This is a genomic window from Sphingomonas turrisvirgatae (assembly GCF_001721295.1).
Lineage (GTDB): Bacteria > Pseudomonadota > Alphaproteobacteria > Sphingomonadales > Sphingomonadaceae > Sphingomonas > Sphingomonas turrisvirgatae.
This window is the reverse complement of record NZ_MDDS01000033.1, coordinates 1-26,544: the sequence shown is the minus strand read 5'-3', so window position 1 is coordinate 26,544 and position 26,544 is coordinate 1. Positions and strand designations below refer to the sequence as shown.

General features: G+C 67.1%; 21 protein-coding genes. 11 read left to right on the top strand and 10 right to left on the bottom strand.

Features of this window, described 5'->3' with window-relative positions; all coding sequences use genetic code 11:
• The 9 genes from BFL28_RS20225 to trxA all read left to right on the top strand — a co-directional run.
• On the top strand, positions 1-127 hold a 127-nt coding region (locus BFL28_RS20225; protein WP_131818648.1), incomplete at its 5' end, for an adenosylhomocysteinase.
• Positions 128-353: 226 nt separating this feature from the next.
• The gene (locus BFL28_RS12680) at positions 354-3,338 is read left to right on the top strand and encodes a TonB-dependent receptor domain-containing protein (protein ID WP_241527320.1); all 2,985 of its coding nucleotides are present in this window, start codon (positions 354-356) and stop codon (positions 3,336-3,338) included.
• A 168-nt stretch (positions 3,339-3,506) separates the two neighbouring features.
• Positions 3,507-5,849, top strand: a complete 2,343-nt coding sequence (locus BFL28_RS12675) for a PAS domain-containing sensor histidine kinase (protein ID WP_069320915.1) — start codon at positions 3,507-3,509, stop codon at positions 5,847-5,849.
• Entirely contained in the window at positions 5,849-6,292 is a 444-nt protein-coding gene (tsaE, locus tag BFL28_RS12670; protein ID WP_069320918.1) for a tRNA (adenosine(37)-N6)-threonylcarbamoyltransferase complex ATPase subunit type 1 TsaE, read from the top strand. Before BFL28_RS12675 ends, tsaE begins: the two co-directional genes overlap by 1 nt.
• On the top strand, positions 6,289-7,257 hold the full coding sequence (locus BFL28_RS12665) for an aminoglycoside phosphotransferase family protein (protein ID WP_173655743.1): 969 nt from the start codon (positions 6,289-6,291) through the stop codon (positions 7,255-7,257). The genes tsaE and BFL28_RS12665 overlap by 4 nt, the downstream gene beginning before the upstream one ends.
• Positions 7,254-8,015 carry a nucleotidyltransferase family protein gene (locus tag BFL28_RS12660; protein WP_069320913.1) on the top strand — a complete coding sequence of 254 codons (762 nt, stop codon included), beginning with the start codon at positions 7,254-7,256 and terminating at the stop codon, positions 8,013-8,015. The genes BFL28_RS12665 and BFL28_RS12660 overlap by 4 nt, the downstream gene beginning before the upstream one ends.
• 290 nt (positions 8,016-8,305) lie before the next feature.
• The gene (gene addB, locus BFL28_RS12655) at positions 8,306-11,332 is read left to right on the top strand and encodes a double-strand break repair protein AddB (protein WP_069320912.1); all 3,027 of its coding nucleotides are present in this window, start codon (positions 8,306-8,308) and stop codon (positions 11,330-11,332) included.
• 279 nt (positions 11,333-11,611) lie between these two features.
• Positions 11,612-15,016 carry a double-strand break repair helicase AddA gene (gene addA / locus BFL28_RS12650; RefSeq protein WP_069320911.1) on the top strand — a complete coding sequence of 1,135 codons (3,405 nt, stop codon included), beginning with the start codon at positions 11,612-11,614 and terminating at the stop codon, positions 15,014-15,016.
• Positions 15,017-15,067: 51 nt separating this feature from the next.
• Positions 15,068-15,394: a thioredoxin gene (gene trxA, locus BFL28_RS12645; RefSeq protein WP_069320910.1), complete on the top strand. Its 327-nt coding sequence runs from the start codon at positions 15,068-15,070 to the stop codon at positions 15,392-15,394.
• A gap of 68 nt (positions 15,395-15,462) precedes the next feature.
• Here the strand turns inward: trxA and BFL28_RS12640 are convergent, their stop codons facing one another.
• The 4 genes from BFL28_RS12640 to leuA all read right to left on the bottom strand — a co-directional run bounded on the left by BFL28_RS12640 (position 15,463) and on the right by leuA (position 19,367).
• Complete coding sequence (locus BFL28_RS12640) at positions 15,463-15,771, bottom strand: hypothetical protein (RefSeq protein ID WP_131818647.1); 309 nt, start codon at positions 15,769-15,771, stop codon at positions 15,463-15,465.
• A 103-nt stretch (positions 15,772-15,874) separates the two neighbouring features.
• Positions 15,875-17,095 (bottom strand): bifunctional glutamate N-acetyltransferase/amino-acid acetyltransferase ArgJ, encoded by a 1,221-nt coding sequence (argJ, locus tag BFL28_RS12635; protein ID WP_069320908.1) that lies wholly within the window; start codon positions 17,093-17,095, stop codon positions 15,875-15,877.
• Between the two features lie 207 nt (positions 17,096-17,302).
• Positions 17,303-17,593 (bottom strand): GIY-YIG nuclease family protein, encoded by a 291-nt coding sequence (locus tag BFL28_RS12630; protein WP_069320907.1) that lies wholly within the window; start codon positions 17,591-17,593, stop codon positions 17,303-17,305.
• Between the two features lie 109 nt (positions 17,594-17,702).
• Positions 17,703-19,367 carry a 2-isopropylmalate synthase gene (leuA, locus tag BFL28_RS12625; protein ID WP_069320906.1) on the bottom strand — a complete coding sequence of 555 codons (1,665 nt, stop codon included), beginning with the start codon at positions 19,365-19,367 and terminating at the stop codon, positions 17,703-17,705.
• A 261-nt stretch (positions 19,368-19,628) separates the two neighbouring features.
• Between leuA and BFL28_RS12620 the strand changes: the two genes are divergently transcribed.
• Entirely contained in the window at positions 19,629-20,024 is a 396-nt protein-coding gene (locus BFL28_RS12620; protein ID WP_069320905.1) for a BLUF domain-containing protein, read from the top strand.
• 19 nt (positions 20,025-20,043) lie between these two features.
• On the opposite strand, the gene BFL28_RS12615 is transcribed toward BFL28_RS12620, so the two are convergent.
• The 5 genes from BFL28_RS12615 to miaA form a co-directional block, all read right to left on the bottom strand.
• Entirely contained in the window at positions 20,044-20,682 is a 639-nt protein-coding gene (locus tag BFL28_RS12615; RefSeq protein ID WP_069320904.1) for a YceI family protein, read from the bottom strand.
• A 102-nt stretch (positions 20,683-20,784) separates the two neighbouring features.
• Complete coding sequence (ilvC, locus tag BFL28_RS12610) at positions 20,785-21,804, bottom strand: ketol-acid reductoisomerase (protein ID WP_069320903.1); 1,020 nt, start codon at positions 21,802-21,804, stop codon at positions 20,785-20,787.
• Between the two features lie 171 nt (positions 21,805-21,975).
• Positions 21,976-22,491 (bottom strand): acetolactate synthase small subunit, encoded by a 516-nt coding sequence (gene ilvN, locus BFL28_RS12605; protein WP_069320902.1) that lies wholly within the window; start codon positions 22,489-22,491, stop codon positions 21,976-21,978.
• A 4-nt stretch (positions 22,492-22,495) separates the two neighbouring features.
• Positions 22,496-24,241 (bottom strand): acetolactate synthase 3 large subunit, encoded by a 1,746-nt coding sequence (locus BFL28_RS12600; RefSeq protein WP_069320901.1) that lies wholly within the window; start codon positions 24,239-24,241, stop codon positions 22,496-22,498.
• Between the two features lie 83 nt (positions 24,242-24,324).
• Positions 24,325-25,248: a tRNA (adenosine(37)-N6)-dimethylallyltransferase MiaA gene (gene miaA, locus BFL28_RS12595; RefSeq protein WP_069320917.1), complete on the bottom strand. Its 924-nt coding sequence runs from the start codon at positions 25,246-25,248 to the stop codon at positions 24,325-24,327.
• On the opposite strand from miaA, the gene serB reads away from it, so the two are divergent.
• Entirely contained in the window at positions 25,247-26,128 is an 882-nt protein-coding gene (serB, locus tag BFL28_RS12590) for a phosphoserine phosphatase SerB (protein ID WP_069320900.1), read from the top strand. The two genes, miaA and serB, sit on opposite strands and share 2 nt — an antisense overlap.
• A gap of 89 nt (positions 26,129-26,217) precedes the next feature.
• Here the strand turns inward: serB and BFL28_RS12585 are convergent.
• Positions 26,218-26,544, bottom strand: a 327-nt coding sequence (locus tag BFL28_RS12585) for an SPOR domain-containing protein (protein ID WP_131818646.1), incomplete at its 5' end; no start/stop codon positions are given.

The window sequence follows — 26,544 nt, the reverse complement described above, 5'->3', positions numbered from 1 at the left end:
CGAAAAGGTCGCCGCGCTCCACCTCGACAAGCTCGGCGTCAAGCTGTCCAAACTCACCCAGCGCCAGGCCGACTATATCGGCGTCCCCGTCGAAGGCCCCTTCAAACCCGACCACTATCGCTATTGAACCCGGCGCAAGCTGAAACGAGAGGGGCGCTGCCGGCGACGGCAAGCGCCCCTTTTCCTTGCGCCTCATCAGAGTGTTGCCGATTTGGCACAGCGAGCCGAATATTAACTTGCGCGGGTTGCGGAGTGGCCCTTCGAAGGCGCAACGAGGACTGCCGGGCAGAGCAGAAGATAATCGGGCGGGGAGGGGTCCAGTATAAAAGGGAACTTGTATGCGTCTAAATCGCGTGAGCTCTCGCAAGAGCTTCCTCATCGCTTCCTCGCTGAGTGCATTGTCGCTCGCTGTTCTTTCGAACCCGGCCGCTGCGCAGGACGCGCCTGCCGCCGAGACGGCTGCAACGCAGGAGGATGACTCGATCATCGTGACCGGCTCGCGCATTGCGCGTCCCGAGTTCGCGGCTCCCAACCCGATCCAGACCTTCGATTCCGAGACCATCGAGCTCTCCGGCAAGACGGACGTCGTCAACATCCTGGTGGACTCGCCGGCGCTGCTGGGATCGGCGACGACCTCGGACACCTCGGGTTCCAACTATGGCTCGGCGCTGACGGTCGGCGGTACCTATCTCAACCTGCGTAACCTTGGCACGCAGCGCACGCTGGTGCTGGTTGACGGCCGTCGCCACGTGGCCGGTCTGCCGAGCAGCGCCGCTGTGGACATCAACACCATCCCGCTCGACCTGATCGAGCGAGTCGATGTGCTGACCGGCGGCGCGTCCGCGGTTTATGGTGCCGACGGCGTGTCGGGCGTGGTCAACTTCGTGATGAAGCGAGACTTCGAGGGCTTCCGCGCACGTGGACAGGTTGGCATCTCGCAGCGCGGGGATTCGGGCAATCAATATATCGGGCTAACCGCCGGCAAGAATTTCGCCGATGGCCGTGGCAACGTCACGCTTGCCTATGAATACGCCACCAGCGATCGCTTCAGTCAGACTCAGCGCCTGGGCTATGGTCGCGCCGGCCCGCGTTATCGCTTCGTCGCCAACCAGGCAGATCCGTTCGATGCGGATCCGACGACGCCTGATTTTCTCCCGCTGACCGGCCTACGCTGGGCGGACACGTCGCCGGGCGGCGCGTTCGACCTCGACTATGACTTCGTTCCGGACTTCACCGGCGAAGGCAAGGTCTATGATCCCGGCACCTATGTCCGTAACGAGCCGTTCACCATCGGTGGCGACTCGACCCTGCAGGAAATCTACTTCGGCGACACCAACCCGCAGAACGAGCGTCACGTCGCCAACCTGCTGGGCAGCTTTGAAGTCAGCCCTGCGCTGCGCCTGTTCGCCAACGCGAAATATGCGCGGACCAAGGCGGAAACCTATTCGCAGCCGGTCTATGACCTGTACGTCCAGATTTATGGCGACAACTACTTCCTGAACGAGCGTTTCGGCTCGGCTGTCGTGGGTGACGCGCTGCTGCTCGGCCGCGATCACTTCGACTTCGGCGTTCGTCGTGCAAAGTCGGATCGTGAGACGATCCGGGCGGTTGTCGGCGCGGATGGCGAGCTGGCGAGCAACCTGCGTTACGAGCTGTCCTATACGTTCGGCCAGCTCGAGGCGAGCGCCCTGTCGCAGTCGCGCGTGCGCGATCGCTATTATGCCGCGATCGATTCGGTCAGCAACGGCGCGGGCGGCGTGAGCTGCCGCATCAGCCGCCCTGGCGAGACGCTGATCAAGAATTTCGGCTATATCGCGACGCAGCAGTACGGCACGCTCAATCCTGCCACCGGCAATTACGAGGGCGCGGCGGTGACGTTCTCGCCGAGCCAGTGCGTGCCGCTCAACATCATGGGTTCAGGTGCGCCGAGCCAGGCCGCGCTGGACTTCGTATTCGTGGATGACCTTGAGCGCCTGCGGCTTCGCCAGCATGTCGTTTCGGGCTCGATCCGCGGCAACACCGGTTCGTTCTTCAACCTGCCGGGCGGTCCGGTCGCCTTTGCCGTCGGCGGTGAGTATCGCAGCGAGAGCCTTCGCTTCGATCCGTCCGAATGGACGCAGGCCGGCCTGCTGCTCGACAGCTCGCAGGCATTTGCCGAGCGCGGCTCGTTCGACGTCGCCGAGGCTTTCGGCGAAATCGACTTCCCGATCCTTCGCGACCAGCGGTTCGCCGAAGTGCTCTCGGTCGGCGGCGCCATCCGCCTTTCAGACTATTCGACCGTCGGCAAGACGACGACATGGAGCGTCAACGGCGTCTATTCGCCGATCCGCGACATCACGTTCCGCGGCACGCTGAGCCAGTCGGTGCGTGCGCCGAACCTGAGCGAACTGTTCAGCCCGGCGTCCGGCACCTATGCGTTCATCGCCGATCCATGCGGCATCGATCGCATTACCGGTGGTGTTTCGCCAACGTCGCGCCAAGCCAACTGCACCGCGATCCTCAACTCGCTGGGGATCAACCCGGCAACGTTCGACCCCGCAGGCGATGCGATTTCGCCTGAAAACACGAGCCTGCTCGGCCGTGCGGGTGGCAACAGCAGCCTGCAGGAAGAGTCGGCCCGAACCTGGACGGCCGGCCTCGTGCTGCGTCCCAGCTTCGTGCCGGGCCTGCAGATCGCAGCGGACTGGTATGACATCCGCATCCGCCAGGCGATCAACACGCCAACGGCGCGGGAACTTGCCGAACTGTGCGTCGATCAGCCATCGATCAACAACAGCTATTGCGCGAACCTGACCCGTGATCCGACCACGGGCTATATCGCCAACTATCTGTTGACGCCGGCGAACGTCGCGAACTTCGACACCGAAGGTCTCGACGTGGTGCTGAACTATCGCTTCAGCCCGGGTTCGCTGGGCACGTTCAACCTGCGCGTCGCTGCGAACTACCTCCACAAGCTGGAGTTCATCCCGACGCCGGGCGCGAACATCGACGACGATCGCCTGGAAGGTTCGGCACCGGAGTTCAGCGGCAATGCCGACTTGACGTGGAAGTACAACAACTTCACGCTCAACTATGGCGTCAACTACTTCTCGAAGACGCTGCGTTATTCGGTAGAGGATACGCGGGACGATCCCGATATCACCTTGCCTGAATATCTGTACGTGAAGCCGCGCTGGGAGCATGAAATCCAGCTGGCCGTCGATGTCAACGATCGTTTCACCTTCTATGCCGGTGCGAACAACCTGTTCGACAGCAAGCCGGATATCGGTCTGTCCAACTATCCGGTCAGTGCGATCGGCCGGTATCTGTACGCCGGGTTCAAGGCGAAGATCTTCTGATCGCATCGATCAGTTGACCCGAACGAAGGGGCCGGATTCTCATCCGGCCCCTTTTTCGTTTCGACGAGATTCCGACGCAGCTAGTCGCGATGTGCCGCTCGCGGCGTTCGAGCGCTTGCCAGCCGCCGATGCGCACTCCTATGCGTTTACCAAGGGTTGAGGGCCGCGGTGATCCAGGTTTCGCAGATTTCATTGACGATCGCCGGGGCGGTGCTCGCGCTGCTGTTGACAGGCGCGGGGGTGGCGCTGTTCGTGGGCCTGCGGGCGCGAGCCGCTGCTGCGCGTGCCACGGCTTCGCATGCCAGGCTGGAGGCGCTGACCGAACAGAGCCCGGCCGCGGCGATGGTGGTGCGGGCCGATGGCCGAGTCGAGCTGCCCCGCCGGCTAGCCGACCTGCTTGGGTTCGACGCGGTGCCGGGCCAGCTTGACGAGATCGTCGGCAACGAGGCCGTGTTCGAGGCATCCGAAGGCAAGGTGCTGGAGCGGGAGATCGCGGCGGCGCAAAAGGCCGCGCGTCCGTTTCGCGTGATCGTGCGGGCGAAGGGGTCGGCGCGCACCCTGCTGGCGATCGGCCAGCGTGCGCCCGACAGCGTGCGTGCGCCGGGCGGGGTGGTGATCTGGTTCTTTGACGCCACGGAGTCGCAGCAGGAAGTGACGCGGCTGTCGCAGGAGGCAGCGAGGTATCGCGATGCGTTCGAGGCGCTGACCGGCCTCATCCAATCGGCGCCGATGCCGATGTGGTATCGTGATGCGACCTTGAAGCTTGCGATGGTCAATAATGCCTATGTCGCGGCAGTCGATGGCCGTGACGCCGAAACCGTGGTGGCGGCCGGGCTGGAGCTCGTCGACGCCTCGGCCCCGGGTGGCCCGCTGGCGAGCGCGAGCGCGGCGCGCGAGGCCGGGCGGCCACGGATGGTCAAGCTGCCCGCCACCATATCGGGTTCGCGGCGGATGCTGCACATCCACGACGTGCCGTTGCCGACCGGAGGCGTCGCGGGCTTTGCGGTCGATGTCGAGGAGCTGGAGCAGGCGCGTGCGGGTCTGAAGCGAGCGGGCGAGGCGCAGCGCGCGATGCTGGACCGGCTGTCCGCCGGGGTCGTTCAGTTCGGTGCGGAGCGCACGCTGACATTCTGCAACCAGCCGTTCCGGCGCATGTTCGAGATGCGCAACGAATGGCTGGCGGACCGGCCCGAGTTCGACCGCGTGCTGGAACGGATGCGCGAGGCGAACCGGCTGCCAGTGGTGCGCGACTTCCCGGGGTGGAAGGCGGATCGGCGCGAGTGGTTCCGCGCGGCTGAGGGAGCGACCGAGGAGAGCTGGACGCTGCCGGGCGGAACGCATCTGCGCGTCGTGGCCCAGCCGCTGCCCGAGGGCGGGCTGCTGGTCATCTTCGAGGATCTGACCGAGCAGGTTCAACTGGCGAGCGCGCGCGACACGCTGCTGCGCGTGCGGACGGCGACGTTCGACAATCTGTTCGAGGCGCTGGGCGTGTTTGCGGCCGATGGACGGCTGCAGCTGTGGAACAATCGCTTCCGCCAGACCTGGGGCTTTGAGGAGAGTTTCGTCACCAGCCATCCGCGGATCGACGCGCTGGCGCGAGCCGCAGCGCCGCGGCTAGCCAATCCTGGCCGAGCCGGCCTGTTCGCCGAACTGATCCGTGCTGCGACGGTCGAGCGGCAGCAGCGCGGCGCCACGATCGAGCTTGCCGATGGCCGGCATTTCGAGGTGGCGGCGGTGCCGCTGCCCGATGGCAACGCGCTGTTCACGATGCTCGACATCTCGGACCGGCGACGCAGCGAGGCGGCGCTGCGCGAAAAGAACGAGGCGTTGGAAACGGCGGATCGCGTGAAGACCGCATTCGTCGCCAATATGAGCTATGAGCTGCGCACGCCGCTGACCTCGATCCAGGGGTTCGCCGAGATGCTGCACGGCGGCTATGCCGGGCCGCTGCCGGACAGCGCGGTGGAGTATGCCGAGGCGATCCTGACCTCGGTCGCGCGGCTGAGCGATCTGGTTGACGACGTGCTCGACCTGACGCGCGACGACACGATGGAAAAGACGGGCGTCGATCTGGAACTGGCCGCACAGGCGGCGGCGGAGTCGGTGATGCCGCAGGCGAAGGCAAAGCGGATCGACTTGGCGGTCGAGATCGACGGGACGGCAGGCACGGTTCGGGGCGACCGCCGCCGCATCCGTCAGGCGATCGAGCATCTGCTGCGCAATGCCGTCGCCGCGTTGCCGGAGCGGGGCCGCGTGCTGCTGCATGTCGACGGCACCGAGCGCGGCGCGCGGATCGTGGTTTCGGACGATGGTCCGGGCATGGCGCGCGAACTGGCAGCCAAGGCGTTCGACCGGTTTGTGCAGCCCGGCATCAGCCGCGGCGGCGATCGCGCACTGGGGCTGGGATTGCCGCTCGCCAAGCAATTCGTCGAAGCACATGGCGGCACGATCCAGCTGGTTTCCGAGCCGGGACAGGGCACGATGGTCGTGGTGGAGTTGCCGCGCGGATGATGCGGCTGGCGGACCTGAGGGCGACGCTGGCGCTGGGCACGGGGCTGGCGAAGGTCGTGCGGCCTGGCGATGTGATTGCGCTGTCCGGCCAATTGGGTGCCGGCAAGACCAGCATCGCGCGCGGCCTGCTCGCGGCGCTCGGGTTGGAAGAGGAGGCGCCGAGCCCGAGCTTTGCGATCGTGCAGCCGTACGCGCCGCCCGAAGTTCGGTTGCCGGTGCTGCATGTCGATCTGTATCGCATCGACGACCCCGCAGAGGCTGATGAGCTGGGGCTGGACGACGCGCGGTACGATTCGCTGCTGCTGGTCGAGTGGCCGGAGCGGTTCGACGAATCCTATTGGGCCGACGCGCTGTGGCTGAGCCTGACGATCTTGCCGGATGGCGCGCGCGGCTTGACAGCGAAGGTGCCGGCGGCATGGAAGGACCGATGGCCCCTGACATGAATCCGCCCGCCGCGGCGCAGCAGTTTCTGGCAAATATCGGTTGGGGGGACGGGGAAATCCTGCCGCTCGCCGGTGACGCGTCGTTCCGCCGCTATTTCCGCGTTCAGGCGCCGGGGCGCAGCGCGATCCTGATGGACGCGCCGCCGCCGCATGAAGACCCGCGCCCCTTCATCAACATCGCACGCTGGCTGACGGGCAAGGGATTTGCGGCGCCCGAAATCTATGGCGAGGATCTGACCGAGGGCCTGGTGCTGTTGCAGGATTTCGGCGACGCCCGGATGCGTGAGACGGTGGACGCCGCGCCCGAGAGCGAGCTGCGGCTGTACGAGGAAGCCGTCGACCTGCTGATCCGGCTGCGCGAGCATGGCGCGGCCGATGTGGGTCCATATGACCGCGACGTCTATCAGCGCGAGGCGGCGCTGCTGACCGACTGGTATTGCCCCGCCGTCGGGCTGGAGGTGGATGTCGACGGCTATGTCGCGGCTTGGGACGCGGTGCTGGTACCCGTTCTTAACGGGGCGGCGGTGACCGTGCTGCGCGACTATCATGCCGAGAACATCATGCTGATCGAGGGCAGCGAAACGCTGGGCTTGCTTGATTTCCAGGACGCGCTGGCGGGCCATGCGGCCTATGATCTGGTATCGCTGTTGCAGGACGCGCGGCGCGACGTGCACGCCGATCTGGAGGCCGCGCTGCTCGACCGGTATCGGCGGATCACCGGCGCGGACGAGCGGTTCTTCGACGCCTATCACGTGCTGGGCGCGCAGCGGAATGCGAAGATCATCGGCATCTTCACGCGGCTGTGGCAGCGCGACGGCAAGCCGCGCTATCCCGGGCTGTGCCCGCGCGTGTGGGGGTATCTGGAGCGAGACCTCAAGCACCCGGCACTCGGCCCGGTCGCCGCATGGTTCGACGCCAACATTCCGCCGCAGCTGCGTGGCGATCCCATGACGGTAACGGCATGAGCATCAAGAAGACGCTGGCGATCCGGCCGCTGCCGCAGGCGGCGGTGCCAAGGACCGCGATGGTCATGGCCGCCGGCCTGGGCAAGCGGATGCGACCGCTGACCGCGATGCGTCCCAAGCCGCTGATCGAAGTGGCGGGCAAGCCGCTGATCGATCATGTGTTCGACCGGTTGCGCAGCGCCGGGGTCGAGCGTGCGGTGGTCAATGTCCACTATCTTGCCGACGCGCTGGAGGCGCATGTCAGCCATCGCGTCAAGGATATCGAGGTCGTCGTGTCCGACGAGCGCCGGCAGCTGATGGAAACGGGCGGCGGGCTGGTTCAGGCGCGCGAGGCGCTGGGCGATCAGCCATTCCTTTGCGTCAACAGCGACAATCTGTGGGTCGACGGGCCGATCGATGCGATCCGCCAGCTGGCGGCGGCATGGGATGACGCATCGATGGACGCGCTGCTGCTGCTGGTGCCGCTCGCGCGGGCCAACAACCATGGCGGGCAGGGCGATTTCCACCTGGACGCGTTCGGCCGCATCACCGGGCGGCGCAAGGTGGGGCGGCTCGCGCCGTTCGTGTTCACCGGCGTGCAGATCCTGTCGCCCCGCGTGATCCGCGACTGGCCGGAGGGGCCGTTCTCGACCAACTTGTTCTGGGAGCGGGCGATCGAAGCGGGACGGGCGTGGGGCGTCGTCCACCAGGGGCTGTGGTTCGATGTCGGCACGCCGCCGGCGATTGCTGCAACCGAGGCAGTGCTGGCGGACGGGTGAAGTTTCGACATTGGGTTTCAGAATGTCCTGGCATGACGAGGTTATAGCCAAATAGGTTCATGTAGGAAAATTGCGGGTAGAAGTCGCAGATTTGCGTGCGTTCGAGCGCGTGCGACTTCATTTATAGCACCGCGACAAGCGGCTGACGGACCCGCCCGCTGCAATGTCGGCCGTGACCAAACCGACCAACATCGAGCGTTGAAGCGCACCGACGGTTCGACATTCCATCCACAGCTGTCGAATGACGACCGCTTGCCAGGCCATCGAGCGTCGTTAGGGTCGGCGAGCGCATGACGACCGGCCTGAACCTCTATTCGATCCCGCCGCATCGCGCCTTTGCCGATGCGCTGGCGCAAGGGTTGATCCGCCGGTTCGGCGGCGACCCGATGCGGCTGGCGCGCGGGATCGTGCTGGTGCCGACCAATCGCGCCAAGCGGGCGATTACCGACGCGTTCGTGCGCGCGAGCGAGGGCGGGCTGTTGCTGCCGCGCATGGTGGCAGTGGGCGATCCCGAGCTGGATGAGTCGGCCGGGCCGTTCCTCGACCCCGCGGACGAAGCCGATCCGGTGCCGCCGGCGGTCGATCCGCTGCAGCGGCGGCTGATCCTGTCGCGGCTGGTGCTGGCGGGCAAGCCGGGGATCGATACGGCGGAGGCGGTGCGGCTGGCGGGCGACCTCGCGCGGACGCTGGACCAGTTGCTGGTCGAGCAAGTCGATCCGCGCGCGATGCGGGACGTGGCCGTCGGCGAACTGTCGGAACATTGGCAGCGGTCGCTGGACCTGTTCGAGATCGTGCTGAACGCCTGGCCGCGCGAGTTGCAGCGGCTGGGGCGGATCGACCTGGCCGAGCGGCGCAATCGCCTGCTCGACCGGGTGGCGAGGCGGTGGCGCGACGATCCGCCCGGCCGGTTTGTATGCGCGGCGGGGATCACGACGTCGGCCCCGGCGATTGCACGGCTGCTGCGCGTCGTCGCCGGCCTGTCGGGCGGAATGGTGGTGTTCTCGGGCGTGGACCTGGGGATGGACGAGGCCGAGTGGGACATGCTTGGGCCGTTCGAGGCCGATGCGGTGACCGGGCGGCGCCAGCGAAGCCTGGAAACGCATCCGCAATTCCACCTGAAGCTGTTGATCGAGCGGATGGGCGTGCAGCGCGGCGAGATCGATCCGTGGAAGGTCGCGACCGAGCTGGATGCGCCGCCTGCGCGGAGCAAGGCCATCGCGAGCGCGATGATGCCAGCCGAACTGACCAAGGGGTGGAGCGAGCTGCCCGCCGCCGAGCGCCGGCTGAGCGGGGTGCGCGCACTGGAAGTGGCGACGCCGGCGGAAGAAGCGCAGGCGATCGCGCTGGCGATGCGCGAGGCGCTGGAAACGCCGGGGCGCACGGCGGCGCTGGTCACGCCCGACCGCGCGCTGGCCCGACGGGTTGCCGCGCATTGCGCGCGATGGGGGCTGGCGATCGATGATACGGCGGGCCAGCCGCTGTCCAGCCTGCCGCCCGGCACGCTGTTGCTGGCGCTGGCCGAAGCGGGCGCGCAGGCGTTCGCGCCGCTGGCGTTGCTGGCGCTGCTGAAGCATCCGCTGGTGGCGGCGGGCGAGGATCGGCTCGACTGGCTGGAAGGCGCGCGGGCGCTCGATCTTGCCTTGCGCGGGCCGCGTCCGGCGGCGGGACTGGTAGGGATAGACGCGCATCTGGAAAGCCTTCGTTCCCCTGCGAAAGCAGGGGTCCAGAGCGGCGAGCACGTCGCTGGTGGCCCTGGGCCCCTGCTTTCGCAGGGGAACGATCAGGCGGTGCAGGGCGGACGTTGGGCAGCAGCGTCGCACTGGTGGTCAACGGCCGTGCGGCCGCTTTTGGAGCCGGTCGAGGCGCTGTTCGCCGGGGGGCCTGCACCGCTGAGCGCGCTGCTGGCGCAATTGCGGGAGTCGGCCACGGTGCTGTGCGGCGACGCGCTGTGGTCGCGCGCCGAGGGGCGCGCGGCGGCGGCGCTGCTCCACGATCTGGAGCGCGAGGCAGGGCATGGCCCGGCGCTGGTCGAGCCGGCGAGCCTGGCGGCGATGCTGCGAACGCTGATGGAGGAAATCGCCGTGCGGCCGCCACAGGGCGGGCATCCGCGACTGGCGATCTATGGCGTAATCGAGGCGCGGCTGCAGACCGCCGACCTGCTGGTGCTGGGCGGGCTGAACGAAGGGGTGTGGCCGGGCCTGCCCGCGCCCGATCCGTGGCTCGCGCCGCGCATCCGCGCTGAGCTGGGCCTGCCGGGGCTGGAGCGGCGCATCGGGCTGGCGGCGCACGACCTGGCGCAGGGGCTGGGCGCGCGCGAGGTGTTGCTGACGCGGGCACGGCGCGACGCGGGCGCGCCGACGATCGCGTCGCGGTTTTGGCTTCGGCTGGAAGCGCTGTCAGGCGGGCTGGATCGCGCGGAGGAACTGGAAGGCTGGGCGCGCGAGATCGACGATCCGCACGAGCATCTGCCTGCCGTCCGACCCGAGCCATGTCCGCCGGTCGCGTTGCGGCCGAGGCTGATCCCGGTGACCGATGTCGATCGGCTGAAGGCGGACCCCTACGCCTTCTACGCCAAGCGGATGTTGCGGCTGCGGCAGCTGGATCCGGTGGACGCCGACCCCAGCGCGGCGTGGCGCGGGACGGCTGTGCATGACGTGCTGGAAAAGTGGAAGACGCAGGACGAGTGCGATCCGCAAGCGCTGGAGCCGCGCGTACTCACCATGCTGGCGAGCGCGCACCCGATGATGCGCTCGCTGTGGCAGCCGCGCCTGATCGAGGCGGTCCGCTGGATCGTGCGCGAGATGGCGGCGCGGCCCGAGCGGCGTATCCTGGACGTGGAGAAGGATGGGCGGATCGACGTCGCGGGCGTGACGCTGATGGGCAAGTTCGACCGGATCGACCGGCTGGGCGACGGGACGCTGGGCATCGTCGATTACAAGACCGGCCAGCCGCCGAGCACCAAGGCGGTGAAGGCGGGCTATTCCTTGCAGTTGGGCCTGCTGGGCCTGATTGCCGAGCGTGGCGGGTTCGAGGGGATTTCGGGGCGCGCGACGTGTTTCGAATACTGGTCGCTGGCGCGCAAGGGGGGCGAGTTCGGCTATGTCGCGACGCCGGTGGATGCGGGCGAGAAATATGGCCGGATGAAGCCCGAGGATTTCGTGCCGAACGCGTTGGAGCGGTTTGCCGAGACGGCGGGGACGTACCTGACCGGCGGGGCGGCGTTCGTGGCGAAGCTGCATCCCGAATATGCGCCCTATGCCGAATATGACCAGCTGATGCGGCGGGACGAATGGTATGGGCGGGAGCGGCGGTCGTGACGGGCGTTCGGTCGTGCTGGCTTAGAGAAGAAATGGTTCACGCGAAGGCGCGAAGGCGCGAAGAAGAAGGAAGTGAGGTTTTACGCAGAGACGCGGAGGGCGCAGAGCTGCCGTCCTGCCGCGCCAGCGGCTTTCCTTCCTCCTTCCGTGCAGCTTGGATCGGCGACGAGGTAGAAGCGCTTCGCGCGAGTAATTTGCTTTCTGCGTCTCTGCGTGAACCAATCTCTTCCTACTTCGCGCCTTCGCGCCTTTGCGTGAACCAGGTCTTCGGAGCGGCACATGTCGGGGAATAGCGCTGGTGCGCTGCCGCCGCTGGCGGGCAATCAGGCGGCGGCGTCGCAGCCGGATGCGAGCGTGTGGCTGTCGGCGAGCGCGGGGACGGGCAAGACCCAGGTGCTGGCGGCGCGCGTGTTCCGCCTGCTGCTGCGTGGGGTCGATCCCGGCGCAATTCTGTGCCTGACCTTCACCAAGGCCGGCGCGGCAGAGATGGCGGCGCGGGTCAGCGGGCGGCTGGCGCATTGGGTGCGCGCCAAGCCGGTCGAGGTGGCGGCGGACTTGTCGGCGCTGGGTGAGGATTTCTCGCCCGAGCGCGTCGCCTTTGCCCGCACGCTGTTTGCCAAGGTGCTCGACGCGCCGGGCGGGGGCCTTCGCATCCAGACGATCCACAGTTTCTGCCAGACGTTGCTGTCGGCCTTCCCGGTCGAGGCGGGCCTTACGCCGGGCTTCCGGCCGCTGGAGGCGCGCGAGGAGACGGCGCTGGCACGCGAGACGCTGGCCGAGATGCTGGCGGATGCCGGGCGAGAGGGGCGCGAGGGGCTGATCGACGCGGTCGGTGCGCTGAGCCTGCGGCTGGGTGAGGGGAAGGCCGAAGCGTTCCTGAACGCCTGCGCGCGCGCGCCGGATGCGATGGCGGCATTGCCCTCCGGCTTGCAGCCGTTCGTGCGGCGCGCGCTGGGCCTGCCGCAGGGCGATGTGGCCGCGGCGGCGGCAGAATGGTGTTCGGACGACAATTTCGACGTGGCGGCGCTGAAGCGGATCGCGGACGCGAACCATGCCTGGGGCACGGCGACGGGGCAGAAGGATGCGGCGGTCGCGGCGGCGTGGCTGGCGGCGGCGCCGGCCGAGCGGGTGGCGATGCTGGGCGAACTCAAGAAGCTGGCGCTGACTGCGAAGGACGAGCCGCGCAAGGCCTCGGCGAAGCTGATCGCGCTGGATGCGGACTATGCCGAGCTGCTGGTCGAACTGGGTGAGGCGTGCTCGGGCGTGCTGGGGATGGTCGCGCGAGCAGGCTATGCCGATCTGCTGGCGATGGGACTTGGCGCGGGGCGGGAATATGCGGCGGCGTACCAGGCGGCGAAGCGGCGTGTGGGCGCGGTCGATTTCGACGACCTGATCGGCAAGACCGTCGCGCTGCTGGATCAGCCGGGGATGGGCGACTGGATCCGCTTCAAGCTGGATCAGGCGACGAGCCATGTGCTGATCGACGAGGCGCAGGATACCAACGTGTCGCAATGGCGCATCGTGCGCGCGCTGGCCGACGAGTTCTTTGCCGGCGAGGGCGCGCATGGCGAGGAAGTGCGCACGCTGTTCACCGTGGGCGATTACAAGCAGGCGATCTTTGGCTTTCAGGGGACCGATCCGGTCAATTTCGCGGCGGCGGAGCAGCATTTCTCGGCGCGCTCGGACGGGGCGCTGGCGCGGCTCTCGCTGACGCATTCGTTCCGATCGACCGCGCCGGTGCTGGCGTTCGTCGACGCGGCGGTGGCGGCGTTGCCCGAGCCGGGAATGGGCACCGAAACCGAGGTTCACGCCAGCCGGGTCGAGGGGCCGGGCACGGTGGTGTTGTGGCCGCCGGTGGTGGCAGGCGGCGATCCCGAGGACGAGGAAAGCTGGGTCGATGATGCGACGCGCGAGGTCGCAAATCGCATCGCGCGGCAGATCAAGGCGTGGATCGGCACGCTGGAACTGGAGAGCAAGGGGCGCACGCTGCGGCCCGAGGACGTGATGATCCTGGTCAAGCGGCGCGGTGAGTTGGCGTCGTTGCTGGTGGCGCGGCTGTATGCCGAGGGGGTGCCGGTGGCGGGGGTGGACCGGCTGCGGCTGAACGCGCCGCTTGCCGTTCAGGACCTGCTGGCGGCGGTGCGCTTTGCGTTGCAGCCGGACGATGACCTGTCGCTCGCCGCGCTGCTGGTCTCGCCGCTGATCGGGTGGACGCAGGACGAGTTGATGGACGCGGCGCTGCGCGAGCGGGGGAGTTTGTGGCGGCATCTGCGCGCGACGCAGGCGGATGAGCGACTGGCGGCGCTGTACGACCTGCTGGCGCGGGCGGATTTCATGACGCCGTACCGGTTCCTGGAGCATCTGCTGTCCGGGTCGCTGGACGGGCGACGCAAGCTGTTGCGGCGGCTGGGCAAGGAAGCGCTCGATCCCGTGGAGGAATTGCTGACCGCGGCGCTGGGGTTCGAGGGGCTGGCGACGCCGACCTTGCAGCGCTTTCTGGACTGGTTCGATCGCGGCGATGTCGAGATCGTGCGCGACAGCGCGCAGCCACAGGCGGCGGTGCGGGTGATGACGGCGCACGGCGCGAAGGGATTGCAGGCGCCGCTGGTGATCCTGGCCGACGCCTGCGCCGACCCGGCGGGCGGGAACAAGGTCCATGACTTCGTGAAATGGGCACCCGAGGGCCATGACGGGCCGCCTTTCCCAGTGTTCCGGCCGGGCAAGGCGGAGCGCGGCGGGCCGGTCGATGCGGTGGTGGCGCAGGCCGATGCGCGCGAGCTGGAGGAGCATTGGCGGCTATTCTATGTCGCGGCGACGCGCGCGGAGGAGCGGCTGGTGATCGCCGGCGCGCTGGGGCCCCGGTGCAAGGGCGAGCCGCCGGCGCTGAGCTGGTATGCGGCGGCCAAGGCGGCGTTCGCGACGCTCGGCGTCGAGGCGGGTGAGGGCGAAGCGGTGTTCGTCGGGCATGATCCGCAGCCGCCGGTGACGCGCCGCGCCGGTGCTGGCGCGATCGCGCCCGAGCGGGTTGCGTTACCGGAATGGGTGCAGCGCGCGGCACCGGCCGAGGCGCGGCCGCCACGGCCCCTGGCACCATCGTCGATCGGCGAGGACCTGGTGAGCGATCCGCCGCCCGGACCTGCATTGCGTGCAGCGGCGGAGCGCGGGCGGTTGATCCATGCGCTGCTGGAGCGGCTGCCGGCGGTGGATGCGCAGGCGCGGGCCGGGGCGGCAGACCGCTGGCTGGCCGGGGCAGGCGGGGTCGAGGATGCCCCGACGCGGTCAGAACTGGCGGCTGCAGCGCTGGCGGTCATCGGTGACGCGCGCTTTGCCGAGCTGTTCGGGCCGGACGCGCTGGCCGAAGCGCCGATCGCGGCAGTGGTGCCGGGCGGGCATGTCGTTTCGGGAACCGCCGACCGGCTGCTGGTGACGGACACACGCGTGCTGGTGGTCGATTTCAAGACCGGGCGACGCGCGCCGGGGTCGCTGGACGAGGTGCCGCCCTATCATGTGCGGCAGATGGCGGCCTATGTCGCGGCGCTGGAAGTCGTGTTTCCGGGACGGCGGATCGAGGCGGGGTTGCTCTATACGGCCGGGCCGGTGCTGTTCGCGCTGCCCGACGCGACGATCGCGGCGCACAAGCCGGGCTTCGTTGCGGACGAGCAAAGTTTGGCGGCGGGTGCTTGAGGGCGGCGCGCGCCCTGCCTACCTTGCCGTCAACGTAAAAGGAGATTCCCGATGGCCAAGGCCGTTACCGATGCAAGCTTCGAAGCCGATGTCCTGAAGTCCGACAAGCCGGTGCTGGTCGATTTCTGGGCGGAATGGTGCGGCCCGTGCAAGATCATCGGCCCGAGCCTGGACGAACTGTCCGAGGAGCTCGCCGACAAGGTGACGATCGCCAAGCTGAATATCGAGGAAAATCCGGACACGCCGGGCAGCCTCGGCATTCGCGGCATCCCGACGCTGTTCGTCTACAAGGACGGGCAGAAGATCGCACAGCAGGTCGGCATCCAGGACATCAATACCAAGTCCAAGCTGAAGGCATGGATCGAAAGCGTCGTCTGAGCCACACGGCCGGCAGGCAATAAGGAACGGGCGGCACCGTCAGGCGCCGCCCGTTTTCGTTTGGCGGATCAATAGCCGCGATAATAGCCCCCGCGGCGGTTGTCATGGCGTCGGCGGTCATCCCAGCGGCGGCGATCGTCGCCGCGCCAGCCGTCGCGATGGCCGGCCCGGGCACGCGCGATCTCGCGGCGGCATTCGCGCAGTTCGCGGCGATATTCGTAGCGGTTGCGCGCGTTGCGCAACTCACGACGGCATTCGCGCTGCTCCTGTCGAACTTCGCCGCGACCATAGCCGTAGCGCTGGGCCTCGGCGGGCGCGGGGGTGAGGGCGGCGACGACCGCGGCGCCCACGGCGGTGGCTAGAACGAGAATACGCATGGCTTGGCTCTCCTACATCATGCCGCCCGTGCTGTTCGGTCGGCTCTGACGGAGGATAACGCGCCATAGCTGAACTCGGCGCGACACGCGGCTTATCTGCCGTTCAGCTGCGATAGTCGGCGTTGATCGAGATGTAGCCGTGCGTGAGGTCGCAGGTCCAAACCGTGGCGCGGCCCTCGCCCAGGCCCAGATCGACGCCGATGTCGATGTCCTGACCCTTGAGATGCGCGGCGACGGGAGCTTCGTCATAGCCCTCGACCGCCAGGCCGCCCGAGGCCACCTGAACGCCGCCGAAGGTGATGGCGAGGCGGTCGCGGTCGGCGGGTTCGCCGGCCTTGCCCACGGCCATGACGATGCGGCCCCAATTGGCGTCCTCGCCGGCGATCGCGGTCTTGACCAGCGGCGAATTGGCGATGCTGAGCGCGATGCGGTGTGCGCTGGCGTCGCTTTCAGCGCCATCGACATCGATGCGGATGAACTTGCTCGCGCCCTCGCCATCACGGACGACGAGATGCGCGAGTTGCAGGCACAGGTCGGCGAGCGCGGCGCGAAAGGCGTCTGCGCCGTCGCTGTCGTCGTCGGCCAGGGACACATTGCTCGCCGCGCCGGTGGCGAAGGCGAGGACGGTGTCGCTGGTCGAGGTATCGCTGTCGACCGTGATGCACGAGAAGCTGCGGGCGTTCGCGTCGGACAAGGCGCGCTGAAGGAAGGCGGCATCGACCGCAGCATCGGTGAAGATGTAGCCGAGCATCGTCGCCATGTCGGGCGCGATCATGCCGCTGCCCTTGATGACGCCGACGAGGCGAACGGTCCGGCCGCCGACGATGGCGGTGGTGACCGCGCCCTTTTCGAACGTGTCGGTGGTGCCGATCGTTTTCGCCATATCCTCCCAGCCGCAGGGCTGGGCGGCGAAGGCGGCGTCGAGGCCGGCTTCGGCCTTGTCGATCGGCAGCGGCACGCCGATCACGCCGGTGGACGAGACGAACACGTCGGACGGCTGGCAACCGAGGTGCCCGGCGACCCGCGCGGCAATCGCCTCGACCGCCGCGCGTCCGCGTGTTCCCGTGAAGGCGTTGCTGTTGCCGGCGTTCACGACGAGCGCGCGAGCGCGGCCGAGAACCAGCGCGTCGCGGCACCATTCCACTTCGGGCGAAGGACATTTGCTGGTGGTGGTGACGCCGGCGACGGAGGTGCCTTCATCCAGCGTGACGAAGGTGAGGTCGCAGCGGTCCCACGTCTTGTACCGCGCGCGGGCGGTGCGGATCGTGACGCCTGGGATGGCCGGCAGCGTGGGGAAGGGGGTGGCGAGGGGGGAGCGGGTCATGTCTTTCCAGTTCGGTTCCCTGCGGTAGGGAGGGGCCCAGGCTAACAGCGTGTGCAGCGTGACTCTGGGCCCCTGCTTTCGCAGGGGAGCGGGGGTCGTTCAACTACCGACATGCTCTGCCTTCAAGTTCCCCTGCGAAAGCAGGGGCCCAGGGCCGCGAGGGGCGTCCCTTGTGATCCTGGGCCCCTGCTTTCGCAGGGGAACGAGTTAGAAGAGGGTGGCATATAAGTCTCTCCATTGCGGATTTTCGCGCTCGATCAACTCGATTTTCCACGCCCGTTTCCAGCGCTTCATCTGCAGCTCACGAGTGCGGGCGGCTTCGATATCGCCGTGACCTTCGAACCAGACCAGGAGCGTACAGTCATGCTCCTTTGTGAAGCCGTCGATCAGCTTGTTGCGGTGCTGATGGGCGCGGGCGAGGAGGTCGCTGGTGACGCCGATATAGAGCGTGCCGTTGCGGCGGCTGGCCATGATGTAGACATAGCCGGCTTTCTCCATTCGATCGCTCCTTTGTTCCCCTGCCAAAGCAGGGGCCCAGCGCCAATAGCCGTGTACCTCGAAACCCTGGGCCCCTGCTTTCGCAGGGGAACAGGGGCGGGGCGGCGGGTTACTCGACCGCGCTCGCCGCGCTGAGGATCGCGCGGACGCTGGCGGTGGCGACGTCTTCATCGATGCCGACGCCCCAGATGGTGCGGCCATCGGGCGTGCGGCATTCGACATACGCTGCGGCCTGTGCGCCCGAGCCGTGGCCGATTGCATGTTCGGCATAGTCGGACACGTCTAGGTCGATGCCGAAGCCCTCCTTGATCGCCGCGACGACGCTGGAGATGAGGCCGTTGCCGCGACCGCTGACCGATTGCTGCACGCCATCGACTTCGATTGATCCGGCGAAGATGCGGTCGCCATTGGGCGCGCGGGTTTCGTCATAGGCGCCGAGCGCGAAGCGCTGCGGCTGTTCGAGGCGATAGGCCTGGACGAAGGCGCCCCAGATGTCGGCGGCGTTGAGCTCGCGGCTGCTTTCGTCGGCGAGACGCTGGACATGGCGACTGAAGTCGGCCTGCATCCGCTTGGGGAGCTTCAGCCCCTTGTCCTGTTCCAGCACCCAGGCGACGCCGCCCTTGCCGCTTTGCGAATTCACGCGGATCACCGCTTCATAGCTGCGGCCGAGGTCGGCGGGATCGATGGGCAGGTAGGGGACTTCCCACAGCGTATCGTTCTTCGCCTCCTGCGCGGCGAAGCCCTTCTTGATCGCGTCCTGATGGCTGCCGGAGAAAGCGGTAAAGACCAGGTCGCCGGCATAGGGCGTGCGCGGATGCACCGGGATGTTGGTGCAATATTCGACGGTCTTCACCACCTCGTCGATGTCGGAGAAGTCGAGGCCCGGATCGACGCCCTGCGTGTAGAGGTTCATCGCGACGGTCACGAGGTCGCAATTGCCGGTGCGCTCGCCATTGCCGAGCAGGCAACCCTCGACCCGGTCGGCGCCGGCCATCATGCCGAGCTCTGCCGCGGCGACCCCGGTCCCGCGATCATTATGCGTGTGCAGCGAGACGATCACGGCGTCGCGATTGGGAATGTTGCGGCAGAAATACTCGATCTGGTCGGCATAGACGTTGGGCGTCGCGCATTCGACCGTGGCGGGCAGGTTGAAGATGATCGGCCGGTCGGCGGTGGGCCGAAGCACGTCCATCACCGCCGCGCACACCTCGACCGAGAAGTCGATCTCGGCGGTGGAGAAGGTTTCGGGGCTGTATTCAAAGCGCCAGTCGGTATCGGGTTGGGCGGCGGCATTGTCGCGCAGCATCATCGCGGCGTCGATCGCGATCTGCTTCACCTCGTCCCGGCTCATACCGAACACGATCTTGCGCCAGGCGGGGCTGACCGCATTATAGACATGGACGATGCCGGTTTTCGCGCCGCGCAGGCTTTCGAACGTGGTGTCGATAAGGTCGCGGCGCGCCTGGGTCAGCACCTGGACCGTCACGTCGTCCGGGATGCGGTTCTCGCGCACCAGGCCCGAAATGAAGTCGAATTCGGTTGCCCCGGCGCTAGGGAAGCCGACTTCGATCTCCTTGATCCCGACGCGGCAGATGAGGTCGAAGAAGCGCTGCTTCTTTTCCGCATCCATCGGATCGATCAGCGCCTGATTGCCGTCGCGCAGGTCGGTCGACAGCCAGCGCGGCGCCTTAGTGATCGTGCGGCTCGGCCATTGCCGGTCGGGCAGGACGATGGGCGGGAAGGGGCGGTATTTGATGCTTGGATCGCGCAGCATGGTGGCTCTCGCTACTTGCAATTGGCTTTTCAGGGTGGCTCGTCGGTGCCCTTAGGCCGTGTGCGCTGGCGAACAGCCGCGCGGGTTCACGCCCTAAGGGCGCGTAAGTCGTGCAAGAAGCAGGCGGCCGTGCGTGGCGATCATGGGCGGGTTCATGGCGCAAGCCGCGCGCGCTGTCCAGCCCGGGCCGATGATCTGGATCAAGTCACTGAATCTAAACCGATGGTGGATAGCGCTGAAGGCTCAACAACAGGGATCGTCATGTTCCAGCTGGTTTACATAAGCTCCGCCACGCCGGGCGAAACGATCTCGATGGGCAATATCCTGACCGCGTCGCGTCGCAACAACACGCGCGACGCGATTACAGGGCTGCTCTATTCGAACGGGCAGCGTTTTCTGCAGGCGCTGGAGGGGCCGGAGGACAAGGTGCTGGCCGCGATGGCGCGGATCCAGGCCGACAAGCGGCATCGCGCGGTGGTCGTCCTATCGGCGCAACCCGTGGCGGAGCGCGAGTTCGGCGCCTGGGCGATGGCGCATCATGACGCGGCGCAGGACGGCGAGCGCGTCGTCGAGCAGGTCGGGCGGCTGGTCGCCAATGCGTCGCCGAGCGTGAAGGCGACGTTCGAGGGGTTCTGCAAGCTGCGCCGCGCGGCCTGAGCCACGCGGCGCGCCATATTTACTTCTGGAACGCGGCGGCGATCTTCAACTCGACCTCGTCGCTGACCATCGGCACGGCCATGCCCAGCCCGAAATCGCTGCGCTTGATCGTCGCTTCGGCTTCGAAGCCGACTTGCTCCTTGCCGCCCATCTGCGCCGGCATCTTGCCCGCGCCATAGAAATCGACGTCGAGCGTCACTGGTTTTGTCACGCCGTTCAGCGTCAGATTACCGACGACCTTGGCCTCATCACCGTCGCTATCAACCACGACGCTGGTCGAGACGAACCTGGCGTCGGCGGGGTTCGCGCCGAAGAAATCGGCCTTGCCGTTCTCGCCAGCCGGCTTGAGCAGGTGCGCGGTGAAGCCCGGCACGCCCGTCTGCAGCTTCGACACAGGGATCGTCACGTCCAGCTTCGCCGCGCCCGGGTTTTTCGGATCGATCTGAAGCGTGCCGGTGATCCCTCCGAACAGACCCCACAGCGGCGAGATGCCGAGATGATTGACTTCCCAATTGACCAGCGTGTGGTTGGGATCGACCTGATAGGTGCCGCCGGTGATGGCCGCGGTGTTCTTGGTCCCCGGGGTGCCGGCCTGCTGCGCGATGAGTGGCGTGGCAATGGCCGTGGTGAGGGCGAGAGCGGCGACGAGGATGCGCATGGGCGAGTCTCCTGAAACGAAACGGACGCGCAATCTTGGGCCAGATTGCGCGTCCGTCAAACGATCACTGGGAAACCGTTCGTTTCCGCAGCCGGTGGAGGCTTAGTTCTTGTCCTTGTCCACCAGCTTGTTCGCGCCGATCCACGGCATCATGGCGCGCAGTTCGGCCCCGGTCTTTTCGATCGGATGCGCGGCGGCGGCCTTGCGCGCGGCCTTGAGCTCAGGCTGACCGGCGCGGTTGTCGAGGACGAAGTTCTTGACGAAGCGGCCCGACTGGACGTCAGCGAGCACGCGCTTCATCTCCTTCTTCGTTTCTTCGGTGATGATGCGCGGGCCGATGGTGATGTCGCCATATTCGGCGGTGTTCGAGATCGAATAGCGCATGTTGGCGATGCCGCCTTCATACAGCAGGTCGACGATCAGCTTGGTTTCGTGGAGGCATTCGAAATAAGCCATTTCGGGGGCGTAGCCGGCCTCGACCAGCGTTTCGAACCCGGCCTGGATCAGGTGCGTGATGCCGCCGCACAGCACGGCCTGTTCGCCGAACAGGTCGGTCTCGCACTCTTCCTTGAAGTTGGTTTCGATGATGCCCGAACGGCCACCGCCGACGCCCGAGGCATAAGCGAGTGCGACGTCGTGCGCATTGCCGGTCGCATCCTGATGGATCGCGATCAGGCAGGGGACGCCGCCGCCGCGGACATATTCGGAGCGCACGGTGTGGCCCGGGCCCTTCGGCGCGATCATGATGACGTCGATGTCGGCCGGCGGCTCGATCAGGCCGAAATGGACGTTGAGACCGTGGGCGAAGGCGAGCGCGGCGCCCGGCTTCATGTTGCCGGCGATGTCGTCGGCCCAGATTGCCGCCTGATGCTCGTCGGGAGCGAGGATCATGAGGATGTCGGCCCAGGCAGCCGCTTCCTTTGTCGACATGACCTTGAACCCGGCGCCCTCGGCCTTCTTGGCGGTGGCGGAACCCGCGCGCAGCGCGATCGCGACGTCCGTGACGCCGCTGTCGCGCAGGTTCTGCGCATGGGCGTGGCCCTGCGACCCATAGCCGACGATGGCGATCTTCTTGCCGGTGATGAGGTTCAGGTCGGCGTCACGATCGTAATAGACACGCATTTCTTCTGTTTCCCTTTCAGATCCTCTCCCCGTGGGAGAGGATACGGAGACTTGCTACTCCGGCCTTCGCCGGGGTGGCCAGTCGGAGTTGGTGAGGGTGATCGGCATACTGCCCTCACCCTTCCGCCGACTGCGTCGGCTCCCTCCCTCTCCCGGCGGGAGAGGGAAATCTCAGGCCGCTTCCTTGCCGCGCGCGATGGCGACGATGCCGGTGCGGGCGACTTCGAGCAGGCCGACCTGGCCCATCAGCTCGATGAACTTGTCGATCTTCTCCGTCCCGCCAGTCACCTCGAACACGAAGCTGCTGATCGTCGCGTCGACCACGCGGGCGCGATAGACGTCGGCGAGGCGCAGCGCCTCGATCCGATGATCGCCGGTGCCGGCAACCTTGACCAGCGCCAGCTCGCGCTCGACATGCTCACCCTCGGCGGTCAGGTCGCGGACCTTGTGCACCGGCACGAGGCGATCGAGCTGCGCGACGATCTGCTCGAGCGTCGCGGGGCTGGCCGAGGTGACGATGGTGATGCGGCTGACCGACTTGTCCGACGTGATCTCGGACACCGTCAGGCTTTCGATATTGTAGCCACGCGCGGTGAACAGGCCGGCGATCCGAGCGAGGATGCCCGGTTCGTTGTCGACGATCACGGCAAGCGTGTGCCGTTCGGCGGTTTCTTCCTTGATATACATTGTCTTAGACCAGCGCCTTCGCTTCGTCGTCCATTTCGCCCGACACTTCGTTCGCCTGAAGGATCATGTCGGTATGTGCCGCGCCCGACGGGATCATCGGGAAGCAGTTGGCGAGCTTTGCCACGCGGCAGTCGACCACGACCGGACCGTCATAGGCCAGCATCTCGGCGATACCCGCGTCGAGCGCGTCATTGCCCTCGATCCGGATACCCTTCCAGCCATAGGCTTCGGCCAGCTTCACGAAGTCCGGCAGGGCGTCCGAATAGCTTTCCGAATAGCGGCTGGAATAGGTCAGTTCCTGCCACTGGCGGACCATGCCCATATATTCGTTGTTGAGGATGAAGATCTTGACCGGCAGGCGATATTGCGTCGCCGTCGCCAGTTCCTGGATGTTCATCTGGATCGACGCTTCGCCCGCGATGTCGATGACCAGCGCGTTGGGGTTGCCGAGCTGCGCGCCGATCGCGGCGGGCAGGCCATAGCCCATCGTGCCGAGACCGCCGCTCGTCAGCCACTTGTTCGGGCTTTCGAAATGGAAGTGCTGCGCGGCCCACATCTGGTGCTGGCCGACCTCGGTCGTGATGATCGGCGCCTTGTCCCGCGTGGCCTCCCACAGCGCGCGGATCGCGCGTTGCGGCATGATCTCTTCGCCCGTTTCGGGGAAATCGAGGCACTTCTTGGCGCGCCATTCGGTGATGCGCGCATACCAGTCCGACAGGTCTGGTTTGGGATGCTGGCGCGCCTTCCAGATGCGGACCATGTCCTCCAGCGCATGGCCGACATCGGCGACGATCGGCAGGTCGACGCGCACGGTCTTGTTCATCGACGAACGGTCGATGTCGATATGGATCTTTCGCGCATGCGGGGCAAAGGCGTCGAGCCGACCGGTGACGCGATCATCGAAGCGCGAGCCGAGCGCGATGATCAGGTCGGCCTGGTTCATCGCATAATTGGCTTCATAGGTGCCGTGCATGCCCAGCATCCCGAGCCACAGGTCGGACGAAGCCGGGAAGGCGCCGAGGCCCATCAGCGTCGAGGTGACGGGCGCGCCGGTGATGCGGGCGAGCTCACGCAGCAGCTGCGCAGCCTGTGGCCCCGCATTGATGACGCCGCCGCCGGTGTAGAACACCGGGCGCTCGGCCGCGGCCAGCATCTCGACCGCGCTTTCGATCAGCTTGGGATCGGCCTTGACCTGCGGGCGATAGGTCTTGTGCTGGATCGGGCCAGGCTTGGTGTAGCGCGCGCTGGCGACCTGAACGTCCTTGGGAATGTCGATCACGACCGGGCCGGGGCGGCCGGAGGTGGCGATGTGGAACGCCTCATGGATCGTGGCGCCGAGCGCCGCCGGGTCCTTCACCAGATAATTATGCTTGGTGCAGTGGCGCGTGATGCCGACCGTATCGGCCTCCTGAAACGCATCGGTGCCGATGAGGCCGGTCGGGACCTGCCCGGTGATGACGACCATCGGGATCGAATCCATCAGCGCATCGGTGATGCCGGTGACGGCGTTGGTCGCGCCGGGGCCGGAGGTGACGAGCACGACGCCGGGCTTTCCGGTCGAGCGGGCGTAGCCTTCGGCCGCATGGGTCGCGGCCTGTTCGTGACGGACAAGGATGTGCCGGATCTTCTTCTGCTTGAAGATCGCATCATAGATCGGAAGGACCGCGCCGCCGGGATAGCCGAACACGACCTCCACACCGAGGTCGGTCAGCGCCTCGATCAGGATGTCTGCTCCGCTTTTTTCGGCCACTGGTCGTCTCCTTGTCTGTCCCACTGCAACATCGTTGCGGGAAGCGCGCTGCTAGGCGTATCAATAATACGTGTCAAGCTTTATCAGTGTAATAAACGTTCGAAATGATCTAGCCGGTTGAACGTTTCTGTCGCGTCAGTCCTCGGCCAGTCGGCCGGGGGCTGATGCCGCAACCAGGTATACTGGCGTTTGGCATATTGTCGCGTGGCGGCCTGGGCGCGGGCGAGCGCGTCGTCGCGAGTGAGCGTCCCCTCCAGCAACGCGGCGATTTCGGCGACGCCGATCGCGCGGCGAACCGGCGCGCTGGGGCCGATGTCGCGAGCGAGAAGCGCGCGGACTTCCTCGATCGCGCCCTCGTCGAACATGGCGGCCAGCCGGCGATCACAGCGTTCGGCGAGCCATGCGCGGTCCGGTAGGAGGACGAGTGGGACGAGGTCGATCGTCGCCGCGATCCCGCCAACGCGTTCGGCCTGCCAGTCGGCGAGCGGTCGACCAGTCGAGCGCACCACTTCCAGCGCGCGAGCGATGCGCGTGGTGTCGGCCGGGTTGAGGCGATGGGCGGCCGCCGGATCGAGGCGGCTGAGCTGGCGGTAGGTTTCGACGACCGGCAGCGCGCGAACCTCGGCGCGGATCGCGGGATCGATGTCCGGCACCGGCGCGATGCCGTCGAGCAGCGTGCGAATATACATCCCCGTTCCGCCGGCGAGGATCGGGAGGCTGCCGCGCGCATGGGCGGCGGCAATCTCGGCCTTCGCTTCCTCTGCCCAGCGCGCGGCGGAATAATCCTGATCGCCCGTGACATGGCCGAACAGGCGGTGCGGCGCCTGCGCTTCCTCTTGCGGCGAAGGACGGGCCGACAGGACGCGAAGTTCGGCATAGACCTGCGCCGAATCCGCGTTGATCACCGTGCCGCCGGTGCGGCGGGCGAGTTCGGTCGCCAGCGCGGACTTGCCGCTGGCGGTCGGGCCTGCAATGAGCGCGACCTTCGGAAGTTCGGGAGTAGCCATGTTCGTCGCCACGCTCATAGCATCGGATCGGCTGGAGGCAGGCGATTTATCCTCCGCGCGTGACAAGCTGAACGATGCGGGATGCGCCCCGGCGAGCGTCACGGTGCTGGAAGAAGGCGTTGCCGCCGACCTGATGTTCGACGCCGCGCCCGATGCGGCGCGCGGCGCGCTGGAGGACGCTTTCGCGGGCGTCGACGTGATCGTTCAGCCAGTGGCGGAGCGCGAGAAGCGGCTGCTGGTCGCCGACATGGATTCGACCATGATCACCGTCGAATGCATCGACGAGCTGGCCGACTATGCCGGGATCAAGGGCAGAATCGCCGAAGTCACGGAGGCAGCCATGCGCGGCGAGCTGGACTTTGCCGAGGCGCTGGATGCGCGGGTCGCGCTGCTGAAGGGGCTGGGCGCCGATGCGATCGACCGCTGCCTGGCCGAGCGGGTGCAGTTGATGCCCGGCGCGCGGACGCTGGTGCAGACGATGAAGGCGCGCGGCGCGAAGACGATCCTAGTTTCGGGGGGCTTCACGCGCTTTGCCGAGCCGGTGGGCGAGCAGATCGGGTTCGACCGCGTGATCGCCAACGAGCTGTTGATCGAGGCCGATGCGCTGACCGGCGCGGTGGCCAAGCCGATCGTTGATTCAGGGACCAAGGAGACGACGCTGCTGAACGCGATGGCCGAGCATGGGCTGGCAGCGAGCGCGACGATGGCGGTCGGCGATGGCGCGAACGACCTGGCGATGATCCGGCAGGCGGGTCTCGGCGTCGCTTATCATGCCAAGCCGATCGTCGCGGCGGCGGCGGGCGCGCGGATCGATCATGGCGACCTTAGCGCGCTGCTCTATGCGCAGGGGATCGCGCGGACGGCCTGGATCGTCTCCTAACACGCTGATCCTGGGCTGGCATGCGAGCAGCCGGGATCGGGCGAATCGTCGGGAAATCGGTCGGGTCTGTTGGGTCGCCCTGTTGGCGTTCAGCTGCGGGTCGGCACGCACGGGCTGAACGAACCACAGGCGCGAGTCGCTTCTGCGCTGGAGGCGAAGGGGCCGACCAGCACCTTGGTCAGGTTGCCGGCGCGTTCGTAGAAGATGCGGCGTCCGGGGAAGCGGGTCGCGGCCTGTGCACCGGCGCGGCGGGCGTTGGCCGGATCGCCGAACGCGCCGACTTGGATCCGCCAGCCGCCGGCGGCTTGGGCGGACGGCGGCGTGGAAGCACCCTGACGCGGCGCCGGCCGGATGGCCCGGGGCGGGGGTTTTTCGTCTTCCCCGCCGACGCTTCCGTCGAATAGTGCAGTCGTGTG

Bases quoted from the DNA above. Each gene is read 5' to 3' on its own strand.
- tsaE (WP_069320918.1), top strand. From the start codon at position 5,849: ATGCGGCTGGCGGACCTGAGGGCGACGCTGGCGCTGGGCACGGGGCTG.
- BFL28_RS12665 (WP_173655743.1), top strand. From the start codon at position 6,289: ATGAATCCGCCCGCCGCGGCGCAGCAGTTTCTGGCAAATATCGGTTGG.
- BFL28_RS12660 (WP_069320913.1), top strand. From the start codon at position 7,254: ATGAGCATCAAGAAGACGCTGGCGATCCGGCCGCTGCCGCAGGCGGCG.
- addB (WP_069320912.1), top strand. From the start codon at position 8,306: ATGACGACCGGCCTGAACCTCTATTCGATCCCGCCGCATCGCGCCTTT.
- addA (WP_069320911.1), top strand. From the start codon at position 11,612: ATGTCGGGGAATAGCGCTGGTGCGCTGCCGCCGCTGGCGGGCAATCAG.
- trxA (WP_069320910.1), top strand. From the start codon at position 15,068: ATGGCCAAGGCCGTTACCGATGCAAGCTTCGAAGCCGATGTCCTGAAG.
- BFL28_RS12640 (WP_131818647.1), bottom strand. From the start codon at position 15,771: ATGCGTATTCTCGTTCTAGCCACCGCCGTGGGCGCCGCGGTCGTCGCC.
- argJ (WP_069320908.1), bottom strand. From the start codon at position 17,095: ATGACCCGCTCCCCCCTCGCCACCCCCTTCCCCACGCTGCCGGCCATC.
- BFL28_RS12630 (WP_069320907.1), bottom strand. From the start codon at position 17,593: ATGGAGAAAGCCGGCTATGTCTACATCATGGCCAGCCGCCGCAACGGC.
- leuA (WP_069320906.1), bottom strand. From the start codon at position 19,367: ATGCTGCGCGATCCAAGCATCAAATACCGCCCCTTCCCGCCCATCGTC.
- BFL28_RS12620 (WP_069320905.1), top strand. From the start codon at position 19,629: ATGTTCCAGCTGGTTTACATAAGCTCCGCCACGCCGGGCGAAACGATC.
- BFL28_RS12615 (WP_069320904.1), bottom strand. From the start codon at position 20,682: ATGCGCATCCTCGTCGCCGCTCTCGCCCTCACCACGGCCATTGCCACG.
- ilvC (WP_069320903.1), bottom strand. From the start codon at position 21,804: ATGCGTGTCTATTACGATCGTGACGCCGACCTGAACCTCATCACCGGC.
- ilvN (WP_069320902.1), bottom strand. From the start codon at position 22,491: ATGTATATCAAGGAAGAAACCGCCGAACGGCACACGCTTGCCGTGATC.
- serB (WP_069320900.1), top strand. From the start codon at position 25,247: ATGTTCGTCGCCACGCTCATAGCATCGGATCGGCTGGAGGCAGGCGAT.
- miaA (WP_069320917.1), bottom strand. From the start codon at position 25,248: ATGGCTACTCCCGAACTTCCGAAGGTCGCGCTCATTGCAGGCCCGACC.